Below are 20,201 nucleotides of genomic sequence, written 5' to 3'. Positions count from 1 at the left end.
TAAATTCAACGCAAACTAAAGGGCCAACACAAGACGACCTCGTGTAAGCTAACTTATTGAAATTCATTGTGTAAAATAAAGGGGGAAACTGCTGAAGCCCTTATTATTATTTTTATTCCATCGTGTGGAAAGTTTTTCTGCTGCTCTGGCTGCGAACAGAAAAAAACCGGCAGACGCAACGTCAGCGGTTGTGTAGACTATCACAGAAAGAGTGCGAGGCCAGCCATTTTTTTAAAAAATTTTAGCTTAAAAAAATCGGTTTAAGAATGCTTTGCTATAAGCCAACAGATATCATGGTTCAGAGGAGTCAGAGATGAAAAAAGTTGCTGTTATTTTAAGTGGCTGCGGTGTCTATGATGGTGCAGAAATCCACGAGTCAGTGCTCACTTTGTTGCACCTTGAACGGCACCATGCCAGTTACCAATGTTTTGCTCCGGATATCAGCCAGCATCATGTGGTGAATCACCTTACCGGCGAAGAGATGGCCGAGCAGCGCAATGTGCTGATCGAAGCGGCTCGCATTGCCAGAGGCGCCATTCATCCTTTATCGGAGTTAAACCCAGTGGCATTTGATGCGGTGGTATTACCTGGTGGTTTTGGTGCTGCCAAAAACTTGTCCGACTTTGCTTTCAAAGGACATGGTGCAGCGGTATTACCGGAGCTAAAGCAATGCATTCAGGCATTTGCTGATGCGGGCAAGCCGGTTGGCTTTATTTGCATAGCTCCAGCCATGATCCCACTGATTTATTCAGCACCGGTCAGCCTGACCATAGGCACTGATGCCGATACCGCTGCGGCCATTGAACAGATGGGCGCTCAGCATGTGCAGTGTCAGGTGCGCGATATTGTGATCGATCACCAGGCCAAAGTTGTCTCCACACCAGCCTATATGCTGGCACAGTCGGTGACAGAAGCCAGCGAAGGGATCGATAAGCTCATTGCTGCGGTACTTAAACTAGCTTGAGCTCTGACATTACCGAGTTTACGGGGCTTCCACAATGTCAACTGGCTCGTTATAATGGCGCAAGATTTGTACAAAATTGAAACAGGACCCACAACGATGAGAAAAATCCACCTTGTAGCAACGGCTGCATGTGCTTTGCTGTTCACTGGCCTGGCCACAAGTTCTGCTGCAGACGAAGAACTGCGTAAGCGCATCGCTCCGGTTGGCCAGGTTTATCTGGATGGCCAAGCCCCAGCCCAGGCAGTTGCAGATACTGGTCCTCGAAGTGGTGAACAGGTCTATCAGACCGCATGTTTTGCCTGTCATGGTACCGGTGCGCTTGATGCTCCCAAGCCTGGCGATACTGCCGCCTGGCAAGCTCGGATGGATCAGGGCTTTGATGTGATGTTGCGTCACTCCATTGATGGCTTTGGCAATATGCCAGCAATGGGTACCTGCATGAACTGCTCAGAAGATGAAATTGCAGAAGCGATTCGCTTCATGATCAAAGATCTTTAAAAACGGCTATACCGATGCCAGCCCACAACAGCTAGGGCTGGCACTCCTCTCTTTAATAACCACCTTCAAACTTTTTAGTATTTTTTATATTAAAATAATATAAATAAGCGACGCTTTTCCTTGGTCGAAGATTCCACTCTGCGGAAACTTTGTGCATAATAAAATTGTTTCGTGCACCAAGCCCATAACTATTATAAGAGACTGAGTTGAAGGATTTAACGAACCCAAGGCGTGCGCTGCAACGTGCAGAAACCAAGCAGCAACGGCTGCAGCAAATGGCCGACCGTTACCGACAAGCGTTCACCATCCAAGGTGCTTTATTGCGCCTGTCGGAACTGGCCAGTACCGTTGCGGATATGAAAGAATTCTATCCCGCCATCCATCAGATGGTGGCAGAATTGTTGCACGCTAAAAACTTTTACGTAGTCTTGCATGAACATAACTCCAATCAGTTCACACTTGAATATTTTTCGGACGAAAAAGATCAACAGGTCATTCTGCAGGTTCCCTCCGACGCTTTCGCGAGTGGCCTGACGGGTTATGTATTTCGTACTGGCATGCCCCTGTTATGCAACCAAGCTTTGTTTGAGCAGCTGATCGCAAGTGGCGACATTCAGGCACAAGGCAGTATGCCAACGCACTGGATGGGCATTCCGCTAAAACGCGGCCAACAGGTGATCGGCGTGATGGCCATCCAAAGCTATGACCCAGACAAACAATACAGCGAACAAGCCTTGGATGTTTTTTGCCACCTTGGCAGTCATACGGTCACCGCCATTGATCGGGTACGAAGTCGTGAATTACTGGAACAAACGGTTCGAGAGCGCACCCGACAGTTGCAATTAACGAATCAAGAACTGCAAAAAGAAATCAAAGAGCGCATAGCGGCTGAGAAACTGCAAAGCTCTTTGTACCGCATTTCCGAGTTGTCGGCCTGTAGTCGCAATATGCAAAGCTTTTACCGCGACATCCATCAGGTGCTATCGGAATTGATGTACGCAGAAAATTGTTACATTGCCTTGCTTGATCGTAGCGACGACACCCTTAGCTTTCCATTTTACCGTGATCAATACACGCCGGCGGCGCCCAAGCGGCCGCTTGGTAAAGGCTTTACTGAATACATAATCCGCCGTGGTGAAGCCGCACTGATTGATGGCGCCGCCGCCGTTAAGCTGAATCAACAGGGCGAAATTACCCGTGGTATGGTCAGCTCATTGCGCACCACCCGCCACTCCACCAGCTGGCTAGGTGCCCCTCTGATTCTGGAAGATGAAGTGATTGGTGTCATTGCCTTGCAGGCTTATGACTATCAGTACGATTACAGCGAACAGGAACTGAAAGTTCTTCGTTTTGTCTCGCGCCATATAGCCGTAGCCATCCAGCGCAAGTTAGCAACTGAACAACAACGCAAACAGCAAGAAGAGCTGGAGCGGAAAGTATTTGAGCGCACCCGAGAGCTTCGCCAGACCAATTTATTTCTGCGTTTGCAGGTGGAAGAACGTAAGAAAATCGAAGAAAAGCTGTTCCATGAAGCAAACCATGATGCTTTAACCGGTTTATCGAACCGACCTCGTTTCCTGCAATTGCTGCAACAGCAGTTCCGACAGCGCAAACGGCAGACTGATGGAAAACTGGCCTTGTTGTTTATTGACTTGGATCGTTTCAAAGCCATCAACGACAACCTGGGACATGCCGTAGGTGATCATTATCTGATGGAAACCAGTAAACGCTTGCAGCAGGCTATTCGCGAGCATGATCTGGTCGCGCGTTTGGGGGGCGATGAGTTTGTCGTGATGCTGACTGATATTCAGCAACAGTTGGATGTGGAAGATGTTGCAGACCGCATCATCGAAGCAGTTCGACAACCCGTGTTCATTGAGCAACATCAGGTTCTATCCGGAGCCAGCATTGGCATTGCGCTTTATCACAACGACTACCAAAGCCCGGATGAAATGTTACGGGACGCCGATGCTGCCATGTATCAAGCCAAGTCGCTTGGTAGCAACCGCTTTGTGATTTTTAATGCCGACATGTTGGTCGCCCCCGACCCAAAGCCGCAACCTGAATCAACCAGTGCCGTAACGCAAAAAAAAACGGCTAAGGCCAGTTAGCACCCTTCGAAAAGCCCACACTGCTATTTGACAAGATGCTAGTCCGGCTTTTTTAAAAGTTGTCGTAACCGATCAATATTGGCTTTGCCACTTTGTTGACGTTGCTCGGCAGTTTTTGGCACAGCGCTATGCTGCCAGTCTAAATCATCTTGTGGCAACTCATACAAAAAGCGGCTTGGTTCAGGCCGGATCACCTCGCCATACTGCCGCCTTTCTTTGGCGTAAGTGAAGAACAACTCACGCTGTGCCCGGGTAATACCTACATAAGCAAGCCGCCGCTCTTCTTCAATGTTGTCTGCATCAATGCTGCCCTGGTGCGGCAAAATCCCTTCTTCCATACCAACCATAAACACATAGGGAAACTCAAGCCCCTTGGAGGCATGCAGGGTCAGCAATTGCACCTGATCGGACTGCTCATCTTGCTCCTGCCGCTCCATCATATCACGCAGCGTCAAGCGGCTGACCACCTCTGGCAAGGTCATCGGCTCTTCATCGTCTTTGCCTTCCAGCATCTCAACAATCCAGCGAAACAACTCGTTGACGTTTTTCATCGCCATTTCCGCTGCTTTCGGGCTGTTGCTGCTTTCGAACAACCAGGCTTCGTAATGGCTTTGTCGGATTAAGTCACGAATGGCATCGGACGGTTCAGCGCGTTTCACCTGCTCGGTTAACGCCAAAATCCAATTGGCAAAGTGTTGCACCGCCTGATAGCCACGCGCTGGTAACCGCTGCGACAACTCGGGTAAAAAGCAACTTGCAAACAGACTGACCTGCTGTTCATGCGCCAGAGTACCCAGTTTTTCCAGCGTGGCGGCACCTATCTCGCGCCGGGGAACATTGATGATGCGTAACAGCGCGTTGTCATCATCCTGATTCACCAAGAGCCGCAGATACGCCATCACATCTTTGATTTCGGCCCGCGAGAAAAATGAAGTACCGCCTGAAATACGGTAAGGAATACGGTTGTTCATCAGCGCTTTTTCAAAAATCCGTGCCTGATGATTGCTGCGATACAGCAGCGCATAATCCTTGTAATGGGTGCGGTTGGTAAAACGATGCGAGATAATCTCTGCCACAACTTTCTCAGCTTCATCTTCTTCGTGTTTGCACGGCAGAACTTTGAGCGGCATACCATAGCCAATCTCACTGAATAGCTGCTTATCAAACACATGTGGATTATTGGCAATCAGAATGTTGGCTGCTTTTAAAATACGCTCCGATGAGCGGTAGTTCTGTTCCAGCTTAATCAGCTTCAGGTGAGGAAAGTCCTGCTGCAACAAGGCCAGGTTCTGCGGCCTGGCACCGCGCCAGGAGTAAATCGACTGATCATCATCACCGACCACAGTAAAACGCTGCCGTTCGCCTACCAGTAGTTTCACCAACTGATACTGGCTGGTATTGGTATCCTGGTATTCATCCACCAATAAGTAACGGATTTTTTGCTGCCAGCGCTCGCGCACCTCGCTCTGATGCTGCAGCAGCAAAGTAGGTAACAGAATTAAATCATCAAAATCAAACGCATTGTAGGCTTTTAGGAGCTGGTTGTAGCGCTGGTAATACTGCGCCTGCAACAGCTCTTCAGGCTGTGTTGCCTGCTGCAGGGCCAGCTCCGGCAACATCAAATCATTTTTCCAATTGGAAATTTTGCTTTGCAGTTGTTTCAGTAAATCTTTATCACCCAGGTAGTCTGCTTCGGTCAGCTCCTTAAGCAGAGCCATCGAATCCTGATCATCAAACAAACTGAAACTGGCCTTGTAACCAAGCGCCCGATATTCTTTTTTCAAAATGCTCAGGCCAAGGGTATGAAAGGTGGAGATGGTAAGCCCACGGCAAGCCGGCTTTGGTAACTGCAAACTGATGCGCTCTTTCATTTCGCGGGCGGCTTTGTTGGTAAAAGTCACCGCGGCGATATGTCGGGCCGGCAGCTCGCATTGCTCAATCAGATAAGCAATTTTGTTGATGATTACCCTGGTTTTACCGCTGCCTGCACCAGCCAGCACCAGACAAGGGCCTGAGATATAATGCACCGCTTCATTTTGCTGAGGGTTTAATTTCATCGGCTACCGGCAAAGCTCCATTCTGGCTGCGGGGATTGGCCAGCAAGTTTACCGGAAAATCAACTAAAAGAGCAGCGCAAGCTTTGTTATACTGAGTTTCAACGGATACAACCCCCCAGGCAAAGGTGCCCTTTATGATCGATCCAAAAAAAGTTGAAGAACTGGCTAAACAAATTGGCGCCGTAATCCCAGCCAGAGTGCGGCAAGCAGCCGATGACATTGAAAGTAAAATCAAAGTAGTGTTGCAACAAAAGCTGGCCGATCTGGATGTCATTAGCCGGGAAGAGTTCGACGTGCAGCGTCAGGTGCTGGCTCGGACCCGGGAAAAACTCGAGGCGTTGGAACTGCAGGTGCAAGCCATTCTTGCCGCTCAGCAGCCAACAGCATCGAAAGCTGCGCCACCCAGCTCTGATCAGGAATAATCCAATGAAAACCTCTCTGCCCCTATCTGCCCTGCTGCTCTTGCTGGTCAGCTCCATAGCACCCGCTGCCGATCAGCTGATCCTGGCCGGCCAATTGCTGGATGTGCAAAGCGGTGAGCTAAAAAGCAATCAAGCCATTCTGGTAGCGGACCAACGCATTGTGAATATTCTGCCGGTGCGCCAGTTGTCCGCCGAGCAGCGCGCCATCCCTACGCTGGATTTATCCGGTTATACCGTGCTGCCGGGCTTGATTGATATGCATGTGCACCTGACTTCTAATCCACAACAGCATGGTTTTCGCCGGCTAAATACCACACCTGCGCGTCAGGCCATTTTCGGTGTGACTGCTGCCGAAGTCACCCTGCAAGCCGGTTTTACTACGGTGCGTAATGTTGGAGCCCGCGGTTTTGCCGATGTCGATTTACGTGATGCCATTGAGGAAGGAGAAGTTCCTGGCCCCAGGATGCGGGTTGCTGGCCACTCCATTTGCATTACCGGTGGCCACTGTGACAATAACCTGCTGCCCCATACCTACGCCTCTACCAGTTTTGGTGTTGCCAACAGCCCGGATGAAGTGCGGACCCGGGTGCGGGAAAACATGAAGTACGGCGCCAATCTGATTAAGTTCACCGCCACCGGTGGCGTGCTGTCACGCAACACCGATGTCAATGCCAGTCAGTTTAGTCTGGCAGAGATGCAGGCTCTGGTGGCAGAAGCGCATGATCGAGGCGCCAAAGTGGCCGCCCATGCCCATGGGTTGCATGGCATGCTTCGTGCCATCGAAGCCGGCGTCGACTCCATCGAGCACGCCAGTTTTTTAAATGACGAAGTGCTGGCGATGGCCGCTGAGCGCGGTACTTTTCTTGTAATGGACATTTATGTCAGCGATTACATTTTAAGCGAAGGCGAAGCGGCTGGTATTTTGCCGGAGTCGTTGGCAAAAGAGCGTCAGGTGGGTCAGTTGCAACGTGAAAACTTTCGCCGTGCGGTCGCAGCCGGTGTCAATATGGCCTATGGTACCGATGCTGGCGTTTATACCCATGGCCAGAATGGCCGCCAGTTTGCCTACATGGTGGAGTGGGGCATGACGCCGCTGCAGGCTATTCAGAGTGCGACCTTGCATGCTGCTACCTTGCTGGATTGGCGCAATGAGCAAGGCCAGTTGAATGTGGGCCAGCTGCAGCCGGGTGCTTATGCGGATCTGGTGGCGGTAGAAGGCAACCCCTTAGAAAATATCCGCTTGCTGGAAGCCATTCCGGTGGTGGTGAAGGGTGGAAAACAAGTCAACTAAATAGCAAAAAGGCCTGTTGCAGCAGGCCTTTTTTGCAAAAAACAGGAGTGACTTAAGTTTAACGTCGGCGCAGGCGCAGACCAAGCAAACCCAACCCCAATAAAGCTAAGGTTGCAGGAGCCGGAACAGGTGTACTGCTTTCAGCTGGTGTACCAAAGACACTCAAGGTAGCACTATTTAAATTAAACGAATTTGCACCAGAGTAGCGTGAGAACCAAAGATAGAAGCTGCCAGAACTAACGATCTCGTCAAAGACATCCAATGAATTGGTAAAAGTAAAGGTAACCTCATGAGTTCCTGTAGCTAAACGACGATCTGACCATAAAGCATTCATCCAGTTAACCTGAGTACTTGCTGTAAACCGATCAGCTCCAGGCCTTACGACCCAAGTACCATTTTGTAGCCCGTAGTTCAGAGTCAGCTCAAACGAGGTAATATCTTCAAAAGCAAGGTGGCTGAAATCAAAACCATCATGAAATGAACTGCCAGTGCTACAACCAGCTACGCTCACCTGAAAATGGTCGGCATGCAAGGCACCACAAGCGCCACCATAAGCCAAGTGCGAAGGGGTGTGCTTGTCTATCCCGTAATCATGAGTGATAGTACCAATCAAAGCAGCCTGCGCAGAAAAAACCAAACCAGCCATCAGGGCAATCGCCCCTGTAAACAACGATGTTTTCATTTCATTCATCCTTAAAACAATACAAAGCCAAACAACGGACCCGTTTTTGGAGTTTTGTGTTCATTGACAGGTTATGGAATGCAAAAAATGTGCCGAAACCCCAAACAAATAACATTAGCAGTTGTTTTATCAGCGTTTATTTTTTATATGCTATCATTCTAACTGCTAGCCGAGTTAGAGCGATCCAATCTATGACAAAAAAACCGACACTTTTCAGCTTGTTGGCCTAGCCGCCTGATTGAAACAACTGTTGCTCCAACGACGGTCCACGGCTTAACTGCCGATAGTCAATGCTCTGCTGATGCAGCAACTGCAGCAGCCGGACATCAAAATCGGCCGCCCGCACAGCATCGTACTGCAGTTCCAGTTGCAGCTTGCTCAGCAGCTGTGACTTTACAAAGCCAGGCACTTGCTGCAGCAAAGGCAGCAGCTGCTGACCGTTTTCCTGACACAGTTGCAAACGCAGCACACCGGTTTCACTGATCTGGGTGGCTTGCTGGCGGATCCGACCTTGCTCCAACATCAACACAGTGCCACACAGCTGCTCCAGCTCAAACAGATTGTGCGAGCTAATCACAAAGGTACAATGCGTACTGTGTTGCTGGATGCAATCCCGCAATGCTTTGGCATGCAGAGGATCCAACCCTGCGGTCGGCTCATCCAGCACTACCAGTTCAGGCTCACCCAGCAGCGCCTGGGCAATAGCCAGCCGTTTGCGCATGCCATGGCTTAGCTGGGCGACTTTCAGGCCAGCTTCAGCAGTTAAATCCACCAACGCCAGTACCCGCTCGGTTTCTGTGTTGGCCTTGGATGCTGTCATGCCCTGCAAACGCGCCAGCCACTGCAACTGGCGGGCCAAACTAAAGTCCGGGTCGAACTGCGCATCCTGTGGCAAGGCACCAAGCCGGCCTTTGAGTTTAACGCTACCAGGTTTCTGTCCTAAGATCTGAATCTGTCCCTGATCCGGCGTTAGGTAGCCACACAGCAGGCTAAGCAAGGTAGTTTTGCCAGCTCCATTGGCACCGACCAGGGCAACCGGAGCTCCGGTCTCAATCTTAAAATCCAGTTGCTTTAGCACTGCTTTCTGCCCAAAGCTTTTGCTTAAGCCACTACAGGCAATCACTGTTGTCATAATGCCCTCCGCCGAAAACTTAGCAGGGATAAGGTCAGCAACAGTGCTGCCTGACCTACAGGTAAACCAAGCTCTGCCCAGGGCTGCCAGGGTGAACTGTTGATCAATGCCGGGATTTGAGCCCCGGGCAGCCAGGCAAAAGCCGGCAAGGCTTGTGGCCAGTAATAAGCCAGTATCCCCAGCAATAAGGGCAGTAACGTCAGCAGCAAGACGGCCATGCTCACCGCAGCCCGGCTGGAGTTTAGCCAAACCGACATCAGGCTCATCAGGGCGGTAAAAGGCAACAGGCTGAGCATGACAAACAACCAGCAAAACAGCATGGCACTTAGCAAATTGCCACTTAAAGACGCGCCCTGCCAAAACGCCAGCAGCAAGCAAGCCAGCAGCGCCAATAGCAATAAAGTGCCTTGCACCAGCAACTGACCAAAAAAACGCCCCAGCAAGATGCTATCCCGGCCCACCCGCAAGCTGTAAAAGCGCAAGGTGCCGCGGCTGCGGTCACGGCAAATCTGGCCGGCGCTAAAGAGCACTGCGGCGGCCGGTGTCAGCAGCAAAGCCAGCAACCAAAATAAACTCAGCTCAGGTCGTGGCCACAGCAGCAATTGCCGCACATCCACCCAACCGGCTACCATTTCAGCCCCTTCAACAATAGCCGGATCCAGCATCCACTGACTCAGTGGCATCACCAGGTAACGCAGCAACAAAAACCACAGCAGACAAAATGCTGCCAGGGTTAGCCAACCGCGTCGGCTAAGAAACAGCCGCTGCCATTCTATCTGACTAAGCAGCCAGATATGGGACCAAACGGGCAGATGCATACACACTCCTTAGCTTAAATAGAAAACAAAAATACGTTGAGCAATATCAGTGCCAGAATAAAAATGACTAAAATTCAATGTGCTAGCCTGTTAGACTAAAGCTATCGAAGTCTGAAGGCGACTTTTTTCGTCAAAATCACTATCTGGAGGCGTCGTGAACCCATCGCAGGAAAAAATGGACAAGCTGTACAGCCTGATCGCGAACGAGGAAGATGCCCGTGCCTGCAAGGATATTTCCGGGCAGGCCTGCACCGAAGTACCGCGCAACTTTTTCTTAATTCTGATCAGCCAAACTCTGACCAGCCTGGGTGATTTACTGACCAGTCCCAAAACCGTACTCACCTGGTTGATGACCGCCGTTGGCGCCCCGGCAGCACTGATTGCCTGGTTGGTGCCAATTCGCGAGTCCGGCTCCTTATTGCCGCAATTGCTGATTGGCGCCTGGGTGCGTCAGCATGCGCTGCGCAAACCCTTTTTGGTATTGGGTGCCATTATCCAGGCGCTCAGTTTGTTTGGCATGGTGTTGGTAGTGCTCTGGCTGGAAGGGCTAAGCGCCGGACTGGCCATTTTAGGCTTGTTGGTGGTATTTAGCCTGGGGCGTGGCCTGAATTCGGTGGCCATGAAAGATGTACAGGGCAAAACCATCCCCAAACAACGGCGCGGCCGTCTGACCGGCCTGGCCAGTACCTTATCCGGCTTGCTGACCACGGGCGTATCGCTTTGGCTGCTTGGCAGCGTCAAAGAGGCCGGTGTACTGATCTATGTGCTGTTGCTGCTGGGCGCGGCCATGCTGTGGTTTGGTGCGGCCACCTTGTTCAGTCAGGTTGAGGAAGAGCCCGGCGAAACCAGTGGCGGCGGCAACGCCATGCAACAAGCCTTTGCCAACTTAGCGCTGCTGCGGGACGATGTGCTGTTTCGCCACTTTGTGCTGACACGGGCGCTGCTGCTTAGCTCGGCGCTAGCCACGCCCTTTCTGATTGTGCTGGCACAGCAACACAGCAGTTCGGGTGCTTTGTTAGGGGCTTTTTTGCTGGCGAGTAGCCTGGCCAGTTTGCTGAGCTCCAGCATCTGGGGCTGGCTGGCCGACTGGTCCAGCCGTAAAGTACTCTTGCTGGCAGCCGCTCTCGCCTCCGTGTTTTGCCTGTTGGCAGCTATCGCCAGCCAGCTGGAGTGGGCTTTGTTTGCCAACTTCTGGTTTTACCCGCTGCTGTTTATGCTGCTGAGTATTGCTCATGCCGGTGTGCGGATTGGTCGCAAAACCTATTTGCTGGATATGGCAGGAGGCAACAAACGCACCGACTATGTCTCGGTCAGTAATACCGTGATCGGTGCTTTGTTATTACTCACCGGCCTGATCAGCGCTCTGGTAGCCAGTTGGTCGCTGTTTGCCGTACTGGTGCTGTTTGCTGCCATGAGCGCTTTTGGCGTGCTGTTCGCCTGGCGGCTACAGGAAGTCACGGCTGCCTGACACATTAGGTTGAGCTTTCCGGCGCCCCGACCAAAAACTGATCCAGCTCTTCGCCGGTCAGTTTGCCAATCTGGCTAAACAGATAGAGTACAGCACCCATCATGATGATGGTGCAGGGAATGGCAATCACCGGAAAGCTCCAGGCAGTCATCTTGGCAATTTCCGCATTAAAGGCTTCGGTGCCAGCCGGGCTTACCACGATCCACTTGGCCAGCACATAGTTCAGTACCGCCGACAGCGCGAAAGAGCTGGCCAGCAGGTAGGTGCTGATTTTAACTTTTTGCTCAAACTGCTCGGTGGCCTGTTTGGCAGCCAGCGCCGCGGCCAGTTTGTCGGTGCGGATCAGATCTTCATTCAGCAGCAGTTTGCGTACCAGTGAAAAGCGGGTGTTGTGGGTAAAGATCACGGCGATTCCAAGCACTGCCGGTACTGCCGCTTCTTTGATGGCGATGTAGGCAGGGTCCAGCTGCAGCAAGCCAATACCGCCGGTTAACAGCACGCTGATGACGCCCAGTACCGAGAAAAAATTGACTTTGTCGCTGCGGACAAAGTCCCAGCAGCCATAGACCACAGGAAAAGCCAGCGCGACGACCAGAGCCCACATCGGCCCCAAGTGCGCTTCGCCACTGAACTTGCTTAAAATCACCACCGGAATAATGATATTAAACACCAGGTTGCTAAAAAAACCGCCTTTCTTACGGGCTGGCTTAGTCGGGGTTAGCGACTCACTCATACCTTCACTCTCACTTGGTTCAATGCGCCCTAGTATACGCAAAGCAGTCAGCTTGTCACCATGGCTGCGTTTTAGTGCTGCGCCTTTGCAGCCAATTGCTGATCCAGCAGTTTAATAAAGTCCAGCACGGTTTCACTGACCGCATGATAAAAGGTCACATCAACCCGATCACTGGTATCCCTTGGTGTGTGGTAATCCGGATGATCGGCCACACCAAAATAAATAAAAGGCACACCATGGCGATGGAACACACCGTGATCCGAGCTGTTCACCCAGTTCTCGGTGCGACCAGCCCGCCACCAGGGCCGGTCGTGCGCCCGCATCAGCCGCACCGAGCTTTGTTGCTGCACTTGGTCCAGCAGCGGATGCAACCAGGGATGCTGGTAAGTGCCCACCGCAAACAGCTGGCGCTCGCTATCCCGGCTTAACATATCCAGATTGACATTAAAGGCCAGCTGCTCTGGCCGTATCGCCTGATCACGAAACAACGCCACCGCCCCCTGCAAGCCTTTTTCTTCGCTATCCAGCGCCATAAACAGCAAAGGGTGTTCGGTGGGGTTTAGCGCGAAATAGCGTGCCAGCTCCAGCATGGCGGCCACACCCGAGGCATTGTCATCGGCACCATGAAACACGTCGCCATTGCGCACCCCTAAATGGTCGTAATGGGCACTGATGGCAATGTAAGGCAGCCCGGCTTGCTTACCCGGCAAACGGCCGAGCACATTAGCCGCATTGCTGATAGCTTCGATTTGCCGCTGACGCTGGCGAAAAACACCGCTGAACTGAATGTGCTCCTGCACTTCGTATTGGTGCAGGTAGCCATCCACACCGGCCGGCTGCAGGCCAATCTGCTGATACTGCTGTACCAGCCAGTGCCGGGTAGCCAGCGCACCAGCCTGGCCGGATTCCCGCCCTTCGCGTTCCGGGTGCGCCATCCAGCTGAGATCCTGCATCATGCGGTCCTTATCCAGCCGGCCGGGCAGCTCAGCAGCAGGCAACGGCATGGATTTTAATGCTTCAATCCGGGCAGCCTCGCGCTCCGTTAACCAGCTTTGCCAGGCGGGATAGCCCCATTGCTGCGCTGCAAATGTCAGTCCTGCCAGCAATCCCAGCGTGACCAGGATAGGCTTAAAACCAATTTTCATGCCAAACACCCATCAATCAGAATGGGAATATCTTACCTTTTTTCTTAGCGAACAGCAGCCATGCAGATGCGTACAGCCAAATAAAAAAAGACGCCTTATCCATCAGGAGTAAGGCGCCAAGGCTGTGGTTGGGAAAGGGTTACTAACGCATGGCCTGAGCATCTTGCTGAAACAGTGCATAAGGAGCCAGTTGCGGCAGTTCGCTGATCAGGCTTTGCTCCAGCAGAGTCAGTTGCTGAATTTGCTCACATAAAGCATCGCCCCGTTGCTCCAAAGCTGCGGCTTGCAGGTTCATGCTGGCTTCCAGCTCTTCGCCGAATTTTTCCATGCGTTCACCAAAGGCTTCCATCCGCTGCTCGAAGTTGCCTTCGCCGCTGAAAAAGGCTTTGCCCAGCTGCCAGAAAATACTGCCCATTGAGCTTTTCACCACCTCTTCAATGGCCGCTTCAAACTCGGGGCCAAAGGCTTCATCCAGGGCATCGAGCTGACTGCCGCGGATCACCAGGTGATCGCCCTGCTCAGAAATAATCCGGCTTCTGGCCTCATCCACTTTTTGCATGGCGCTCTGCATCGCCTTGTGCTGTGCCAATGGCCGACCGGTCAATTCGGTCAGTACCTGGTCCACCGCACTGTAGGCCAGGTCCATCGCTTCGACCACAATACGAACTGTGCTTTGGCCTTGCTGATAAACACCTTCACGGTACTGCATCAACTGGGCACGTTGCGCTGGCGTGGTAGGCTGCGCTTGTTGCTGCAGCCAGAATTGTCCGTGCTGATCGATGCGCCACAGCTCGGTGCCGCCGGAGGATAAGGTCAGCTGCTGCGGTGTCATGCTCAGATCATGCTGCAGTTGGAAATTGCATTGCTGATGCTGCAGATTGCCGCTGCTGATGTTTAATGCCAGGACGGTGGTTAGTAAAATGCTGCTCATGGTGTTGTTCCTTCTTTTATTGTGTTGCTTAGCTGCTATGCGTTTCACCTTCGTTGCAACGCTTCATAGCACTTTAATCTGCAACACGAATTGCAATCCGAATACCAACCTTTAATGCATTGTTTTTATTGATTTTTTGTTCAAAGCCAAGCTGCAACATTGGCGCAAATAAGGAAATTGACCAAAAAATAGTCCTTTTGGCAAAACGACCTGGTTGCTTTTTAATTCCATAAAAGAATAAAAAAGAGAGATCTATTCTTTTACGAGCATCCATATAGACGGCTATGCTAGCGGCCTTATCATCGAACAGGTGTCGTTATGCTTTTGTCTTCTCTTGTCGCGCAGGCCAGCCCGTTGTCGGAACAGCAGGTGCAGCAGTTGCAGGGGCTGGTTAGCCAGCTTAATCCCATTCAGCAAGCCTGGGTCAGTGGCTATCTGGCCGCCAGTGCCCAACTGGCCGGTGGCGCTTTGCCGCAGCAAGCCGCTGCCAGTGCCGCCCCGGCAGCGACCCTGACCATCCTGTATGGCTCCCAGACCGGCAATGCCCGCCATGTCGCCGAGCAACTGGCCGCGCAGGCCAAAGCCAAACAATGGGCCGTTAATCTGCTGGATATGGCCGATTACAAAGCCAATCAGCTGAAGACAGAGCACTTCCTGACCATAGTGACCTCCACCTATGGCGAGGGCGAGCCGCCGGAAAATGCCGAAGCTTTCTATAAGTTCCTGTTCAGTAAGAAAGCGCCGCAGTTGCCCGAACTGAAATACGCTGTACTGGGCCTCGGCGATACCAGTTACGAGTTTTTCTGCAAAACGGCGCAGGACTTTGATCAGCGCCTGGCCGAGTTGGGTGCCACGCCACTGCATGGCCGGCAGGATCTGGATGTCGATTACGAAAGTGCGGCCAGCAGCTGGAATCAGGCCTTAATTGAGGTGCTGGAGCCCGAATTCAAAGCCAGCCCGGCACCGGCAGCCGGTGCCCAGGTCATCGCCTGGCCAGGCCAGACCGCAGCAGCGGCCAGCAGCTACAGCAAGCAAAAACCTTTTGCCGCCGAGCTGTACGCCAATCAGAAAATTACCGGCCGTGATTCCAGCAAGGATGTGCGCCATATCGAGATTTCACTGGCGGGCTCGGATCTGAGTTACCAGCCGGGCGATGCACTGGGCGTGTATTTCCACAACGATCCGGCGCTGGTGCGGGAAATTTTATTCAGCGCAGCCATTGCCTCCAGCACGCCGGTGCGCCTCGGCGAGCAGCGTCTGAGTGTGGCCGAGGCGCTCACCGAACAGCTGGAGCTGACCCAATCCTACCCGGCCTTTGTTGAAAAGTACGCCGCAGCCACAGCTAGTGCTGCATTGCAGGCGCTGGCAGACGATAAAGCCGCGCTGCGTGACTATCTGGCCGATCGGCAAATCATCGATATTATCCGTGATTACCCGGGCGTGCTGAGTGCTCAGCAGCTGGTGGATGCGCTGCGCAAACAACAGCCCCGGTTGTATTCCATTGCTTCTTCCCAGGCCGAAGTAGACGAGGAAGTGCATTTAACCGTCGGCGTGGTGCGTTATGATGCCTTTGGCAGCCCACATCTGGGCGGAGCGTCCGGCTTTTTGGCCGAGCGGCTGGCCGAAGGCGATACGGTGCGGGTCTTTGTCGAGAAAAACGACAACTTCCGTCTGCCGGTTAATGACGATACCCCCATTATCATGGTTGGTCCGGGCACCGGCATAGCGCCGTTCCGTGCCTTTTTGCAGGAGCGTGAGCAACGTGGTGCCAGCGGTGACAACTGGCTGTTCTTTGGCAACCCGCACTTTACCCAGGATTTCCTCTATCAGGTCGAGCTGCAGCGTTATCTGAAGCAAGGGTTGCTAACCCGGCTGGATGTAGCCTTTAGCCGCGATCAGGCCGAAAAAATCTACGTGCAGCACAAGCTGCAAAAGCAAGGGGCCGAGGTGTTTGCCTGGCTGGAACGCGGTGCTCATCTGTACATCTGTGGCGATGGCAACCGCATGGCCAAAGATGTGCACCAGGCACTGCTGGCCATTATTCAGCAGCACGGCGGCAAGAGCCCGGAGCAAGCCGAACAGTATTTAGATGCCTTGAAACAAGCCAAACGTTATCAGAAGGATGTGTATTAATGAGTCAGTATCCCATCAACCCGGCTTTTGTTGCCCAGGGCAAGTTGTCTGATAACGAGCGTTTAAAAACCGAAAGCGATCACCTGCGCGGCACCATCACGGCCGATCTGCAGGATGAAATCACCGGCGGTTTTAACGGCGACAACTTTATGCTGATCCGTTTTCACGGCATGTACCAGCAGGATGATCGCGATATCCGCGCCGAGCGGGCCGCCCAAAAGCTGGAACCGCTGCACAATGTGATGCTGCGGGCCCGCATGCCTGGCGGCATCATCACGCCGGAGCAATGGCTGGCCATCGACCGCTTTGCCGCCGAAAAAACCATGTACGGCAGTATCCGGCTAACCACGCGTCAGACCTTTCAGTTTCATGGCGTGTTAAAGCCCAATATCAAGCCGATGCATCAGTTTCTGCACACTATCGGCATTGATTCGATTGCCACCGCCGGCGATGTTAACCGCAACGTGCTCTGCACCTCCAACCCGGTGCAGTCCGAGCTGCACCAGCAGGCCTATCAGTGGGCGGTGAAAATCAGTGAGCATTTGCTGCCAAAAACCCGCGCCTATGCCGAGATCTGGCTGGATGACGAAAAGGTCGAAACCACCGAGCAGGAACCGATCCTGGGTGACAGCTATTTGCCGCGCAAATTCAAAACCACAGTGGTGATCCCGCCGGATAACGACATCGACGTGCATGCCAATGATCTGAACTTCGTTGCCATTGCCGAAAACGGCCAGCTGGTTGGCTTTAATGTGCTGGTGGGTGGTGGCCTGGCCATGACCTTTGGCGATACCTCGACCTATCCGCGCCGGGCCGATGAACTGGGCTTTATTCCACTGGAGCACACCTTACAAGTGGCCGAGCATGTGGTGACGGTACAGCGCGATTACGGCGATCGGGTCAACCGCAAAAACGCCAAAACCAAGTACACCATCGACAGAATCGGGCTGGATAATTTCCGCCGCGAAGTCGAACAGCGCGTGGGCGTGCCGTTCGAACCGGTACGGCCCTATACCTTTACCAACCGGGGCGATCGCATTGGTTGGGTCGAAGGCATCGATGGCAAACACCATCTGACGCTCTTTATCGAAAATGGCCGGGTACTGGATTTTCCGGGCAGGCCGCTGAAAACCGGCCTGGCCGAAATCGCCAAAGTGCATTCGGGCGATTTCCGTATGACCGCCAATCAGAACCTGATTGTCGCCGGGGTACCCAGCGAACAAAAAGCCCAGATTGAACAGCTGGCCCGAAAGTTTAGCCTGATTGACGATGGTCACAGCGAGCAGCGTAAAAATTCGATGGCCTGTGTGTCTTTCCCAACCTGCCCGCTGGCCATGGCTGAAGCCGAGCGCTATCTGCCTGAGCTGGTCACCAGGGTGGAAGGGCTGCTGCAAAAACACCAGCTGGCTGATGAGCACATTGTGCTGCGGGTCACCGGCTGCCCCAATGGCTGTGGCCGCGCCATGCTGGCCGAAGCGGGCCTGGTTGGTCGGGCACCAGGCAAGTACAACCTGTACCTGGGTGGCGACCGTGTCGGTAGCCGGGTGCCCAAGTTGTATCTGGATAACGTGGCCGAAGCCGAGATCCTGGTGGCACTGGACCAGCTGATTGGCCGTTGGGCCAAAGAGCGGCTGGCCGATGAGTGCTTTGGTGATTTTGTTATTCGCGCTGGCGTGGTGGCAGAAGTCAAAGTCTCCAAAACCGATTTTCATGCCTGAGCGAGGCCAGAATGAGCAAATTCCAACAGATCCTGACGCAGGATGAGGCCACCCAGCAGGACTGGCTGGCCGAAATCAATGCACTGCTAACGCCCCTTAGTGCAGCAGAGCGGGTGCGCTGGGCGCTGGCGCATTTGCCACAGCAGCCCATGCTAAGCTCCAGCTTCGGCATTCAGGCGGCAGTGATGCTGCACCTGGTGACGCAGCAGCAAGCCGATATCCCGGTGGTGCTGACCGATACCGGCTATTTATTCCCGGAAACCTATCAGTTTATCGATCAGCTGACCGAGCAGCTGGGATTAAACCTGAAAGTGTACCGCGCCCAGCTCTCGCCAGCCTGGCAGGAGGCCCGTTATGGCCAGCTGTGGCAAAGTGCCGAGGGCATCAAGCAGTACAATCAGCTGAATAAAGTCGAGCCGATGCAGCGCGCCCTGCGCGAGCTGAATGTCGGCTGCTGGTTTACCGGCCTGCGCCGCAGCCAAAGCAGCACCCGGGCCGATAAGCAGGTGGTGGAAATCAGCCGTGGTGTGATCAAAGTGCAGCCCATCATCGACTGGAGCAATAAGGACGTGTTTTATTACTTAAAAGAGCATGGCCTTAGCTATCACCCGCTGTGGGAGCAAGGCTATATCTCGGTGGGTGATACCCATTCCACGGTGAAGTTCGAACCCGGTATGAGCGAAGAAGACACCCGCTTTAACGGCTTTGGCCGCGAGTGCGGCCTGCATATCGATGGCGATGGCATCTAGCCATCGCTTTCTTGCTGCCACATCATCGTCATTTTTTCATGCCTCAGAATCGGTTACACTAGCGACATCTTCCTCTTGGTAAAGAACGGATATGACCGACTGGCTAGCTACACTTCATCATTGGCGTGAATTATCCCCTGAGCTGTTTATGGCCAGCAGCCTGCTGGTGCTGGTGGTATTGTCCTGGCTGGCCAATTGGATCACCAAGAACATTCTGGTGCGGGCGGTCTCCAAAGCCTTTAATGCCACCCCTTTTGCCCAAAATGCCATGCAGCAGGATTTTGGCATCATTGCCAGGTTGTCCAATGTAGTGCCAGCCTTGGTGCTGGCGGCCGGGGTAGGTTTGATTGAAGGCCTGCCACATCTGGTGGTTGAAGTGGTGCGCAATGTCAGCAATGCTTTTATTGTGCTGACCATCGCCATGGCGCTGAGCAATGTGCTGACCATGATCAACACCCTGTATGAGCGCCGCCCTGATTCAAGGACCAAGCCGATAAAAGGCTACATCCAGCTGCTTAAAATCATTGTCTACACCATTGCCTTTGTGCTGATGGTGGCTATGCTGATTGACCGCTCACCGCTGATATTGTTGTCGGGCATGGGCGCCATGATGGCGGTGCTGCTGCTGATTTTTCAGGATACCATTTTATCGGTGGTGGCCAGTGTGCAGATAGCTTCGAACGATGTGATCCGGGTCGGTGATTGGGTAGAGATGCCACAGCTGAACGCCGATGGCGATGTGATTGATATCGCGCTGCATACGGTGAAAATCCAGAACTGGGATCGCACCATTACTACCATCCCGACCCGCCGCTTTATGACCGATCCCTTTAAGAACTGGCGGGGTATGCAGCAATCCGGTGGCCGTCGTATTAAACGCAGCCTGATGATTGATCAGCAAAGCGTGCGTTTTTTAAGCCCGGAAGAGCGCAAGCACCTGGACCGTTTTCGCCTGCTACGGGATTATCTGGCCGAAAAAGACCGCGAAATTGCTGCCTGGAATGAAGCACTCAAAGAACAGGGCAAAGAGCCCGTCAATACCCGACGCATCACCAACCTCGGTACTTTCCGTGCCTATGTGCAGCGCTACCTGCAAAGCCATGCCAGGGTGCATCAGGGCATGATCCAGATGGTACGGCAAATGCCACCCACGCCGGATGGGCTGCCGCTGGAAGTGTACTGTTTTACCAATACCGTGGTCTGGGTGGAGTACGAGGGCATTCAGTCGGATATTTTTGACCATTTGTTTGCTATTTTGCCGGAGTTTGGCCTGCGGATGTACCAGCATCCCAGTGGGCTGGATTTACGCCAGCTGCGTATTGAAGGCCTGACGCCAGCAGCCGAATAGG

At 53.0% G+C, this 20,201-nt stretch carries 18 protein-coding genes; 10 read left to right on the top strand and 8 right to left on the bottom strand.

Going from position 1 to position 20,201, the window contains the following annotated elements; all coding sequences use genetic code 11:
* Positions 1-313 precede the first annotated feature (313 nt).
* The 3 genes from elbB to JJU14_RS05880 all read left to right on the top strand — a co-directional run bounded on the left by elbB (position 314) and on the right by JJU14_RS05880 (position 3,573).
* Complete coding sequence (gene elbB / locus JJU14_RS05890; RefSeq protein WP_228611670.1) at positions 314-964, top strand: isoprenoid biosynthesis glyoxalase ElbB; 651 nt, start codon at positions 314-316, stop codon at positions 962-964.
* A 96-nt stretch (positions 965-1,060) separates the two neighbouring features.
* Entirely contained in the window at positions 1,061-1,462 is a 402-nt protein-coding gene (locus JJU14_RS05885; RefSeq protein ID WP_228611669.1) for a c-type cytochrome, read from the top strand.
* Between the two features lie 206 nt (positions 1,463-1,668).
* Entirely contained in the window at positions 1,669-3,573 is a 1,905-nt protein-coding gene (locus JJU14_RS05880) for a diguanylate cyclase (RefSeq protein ID WP_228611668.1), read from the top strand.
* Between the two features lie 38 nt (positions 3,574-3,611).
* Here the strand turns inward: JJU14_RS05880 and rep are convergent, their stop codons facing one another.
* Positions 3,612-5,630 (bottom strand): DNA helicase Rep, encoded by a 2,019-nt coding sequence (rep, locus tag JJU14_RS05875; RefSeq protein ID WP_228611667.1) that lies wholly within the window; start codon positions 5,628-5,630, stop codon positions 3,612-3,614.
* Between the two features lie 134 nt (positions 5,631-5,764).
* On the opposite strand from rep, the gene JJU14_RS05870 reads away from it, so the two are divergent.
* Together JJU14_RS05870 and JJU14_RS05865 are read left to right on the top strand one after the other, a co-directional pair.
* A complete protein-coding gene (locus JJU14_RS05870; RefSeq protein WP_228611666.1) occupies positions 5,765-6,052 on the top strand; it encodes an accessory factor UbiK family protein in 288 nt (95 codons plus the stop codon).
* A gap of 4 nt (positions 6,053-6,056) precedes the next feature.
* Positions 6,057-7,343 (top strand): amidohydrolase family protein, encoded by a 1,287-nt coding sequence (locus tag JJU14_RS05865; protein ID WP_228611665.1) that lies wholly within the window; start codon positions 6,057-6,059, stop codon positions 7,341-7,343.
* A 58-nt stretch (positions 7,344-7,401) separates the two neighbouring features.
* On the opposite strand, the gene JJU14_RS05860 is transcribed toward JJU14_RS05865, so the two are convergent.
* From JJU14_RS05860 to JJU14_RS05850, 3 genes are all read right to left on the bottom strand, one after another.
* A complete protein-coding gene (locus tag JJU14_RS05860) occupies positions 7,402-8,025 on the bottom strand; it encodes a PEP-CTERM sorting domain-containing protein (RefSeq protein ID WP_228611664.1) in 624 nt (207 codons plus the stop codon).
* A 226-nt stretch (positions 8,026-8,251) separates the two neighbouring features.
* Positions 8,252-9,157, bottom strand: a complete 906-nt coding sequence (locus tag JJU14_RS05855; RefSeq protein ID WP_228611663.1) for an ABC transporter ATP-binding protein — start codon at positions 9,155-9,157, stop codon at positions 8,252-8,254.
* Positions 9,154-9,975, bottom strand: coding sequence for an ABC transporter permease subunit (locus JJU14_RS05850; RefSeq protein WP_228611662.1), 822 nt, complete (start codon positions 9,973-9,975; stop codon positions 9,154-9,156). The genes JJU14_RS05855 and JJU14_RS05850 overlap by 4 nt, the downstream gene beginning before the upstream one ends.
* Before the next feature lie 154 nt (positions 9,976-10,129).
* Here JJU14_RS05850 and JJU14_RS05845 point away from each other — a divergent pair, with 154 nt between their 5' ends.
* Positions 10,130-11,443 carry an MFS transporter gene (locus tag JJU14_RS05845; protein WP_228611661.1) on the top strand — a complete coding sequence of 438 codons (1,314 nt, stop codon included), beginning with the start codon at positions 10,130-10,132 and terminating at the stop codon, positions 11,441-11,443.
* A 4-nt stretch (positions 11,444-11,447) separates the two neighbouring features.
* On the opposite strand, the gene JJU14_RS05840 is transcribed toward JJU14_RS05845, so the two are convergent.
* From JJU14_RS05840 to JJU14_RS05825, 4 genes are all read right to left on the bottom strand, one after another.
* Positions 11,448-12,176, bottom strand: coding sequence for a VC0807 family protein (locus tag JJU14_RS05840; protein ID WP_228611660.1), 729 nt, complete (start codon positions 12,174-12,176; stop codon positions 11,448-11,450).
* Positions 12,177-12,247: 71 nt separating this feature from the next.
* Positions 12,248-13,321 carry a M28 family peptidase gene (locus JJU14_RS05835; RefSeq protein WP_228611659.1) on the bottom strand — a complete coding sequence of 358 codons (1,074 nt, stop codon included), beginning with the start codon at positions 13,319-13,321 and terminating at the stop codon, positions 12,248-12,250.
* Positions 13,322-13,463: 142 nt separating this feature from the next.
* Complete coding sequence (locus JJU14_RS05830; RefSeq protein ID WP_228611658.1) at positions 13,464-14,252, bottom strand: DUF2884 family protein; 789 nt, start codon at positions 14,250-14,252, stop codon at positions 13,464-13,466.
* A 73-nt stretch (positions 14,253-14,325) separates the two neighbouring features.
* On the bottom strand, positions 14,326-14,526 hold the full coding sequence (locus JJU14_RS05825; protein ID WP_228611657.1) for a hypothetical protein: 201 nt from the start codon (positions 14,524-14,526) through the stop codon (positions 14,326-14,328).
* Positions 14,527-14,570: 44 nt separating this feature from the next.
* On the opposite strand from JJU14_RS05825, the gene JJU14_RS05820 reads away from it, so the two are divergent.
* The 4 genes from JJU14_RS05820 to JJU14_RS05805 all read left to right on the top strand — a co-directional run bounded on the left by JJU14_RS05820 (position 14,571) and on the right by JJU14_RS05805 (position 20,200).
* Positions 14,571-16,385, top strand: coding sequence for an assimilatory sulfite reductase (NADPH) flavoprotein subunit (locus JJU14_RS05820; protein ID WP_228611656.1), 1,815 nt, complete (start codon positions 14,571-14,573; stop codon positions 16,383-16,385).
* Positions 16,385-18,103, top strand: coding sequence for an assimilatory sulfite reductase (NADPH) hemoprotein subunit (gene cysI / locus JJU14_RS05815; RefSeq protein ID WP_228611655.1), 1,719 nt, complete (start codon positions 16,385-16,387; stop codon positions 18,101-18,103). Before JJU14_RS05820 ends, cysI begins: the two co-directional genes overlap by 1 nt.
* An 11-nt stretch (positions 18,104-18,114) precedes the next feature.
* Positions 18,115-18,852, top strand: coding sequence for a phosphoadenylyl-sulfate reductase (locus tag JJU14_RS05810; protein ID WP_228611654.1), 738 nt, complete (start codon positions 18,115-18,117; stop codon positions 18,850-18,852).
* Between the two features lie 91 nt (positions 18,853-18,943).
* Positions 18,944-20,200, top strand: a complete 1,257-nt coding sequence (locus JJU14_RS05805; RefSeq protein WP_228611653.1) for a mechanosensitive ion channel family protein — start codon at positions 18,944-18,946, stop codon at positions 20,198-20,200.
* Position 20,201 lies beyond the last annotated feature (1 nt).

Source organism: Alkalimonas sp. (assembly GCF_020831925.1).
GTDB lineage: Bacteria > Pseudomonadota > Gammaproteobacteria > Enterobacterales > Alteromonadaceae > Alkalimonas.
This window is presented reverse-complemented; position numbering and strand designations above follow the sequence as displayed.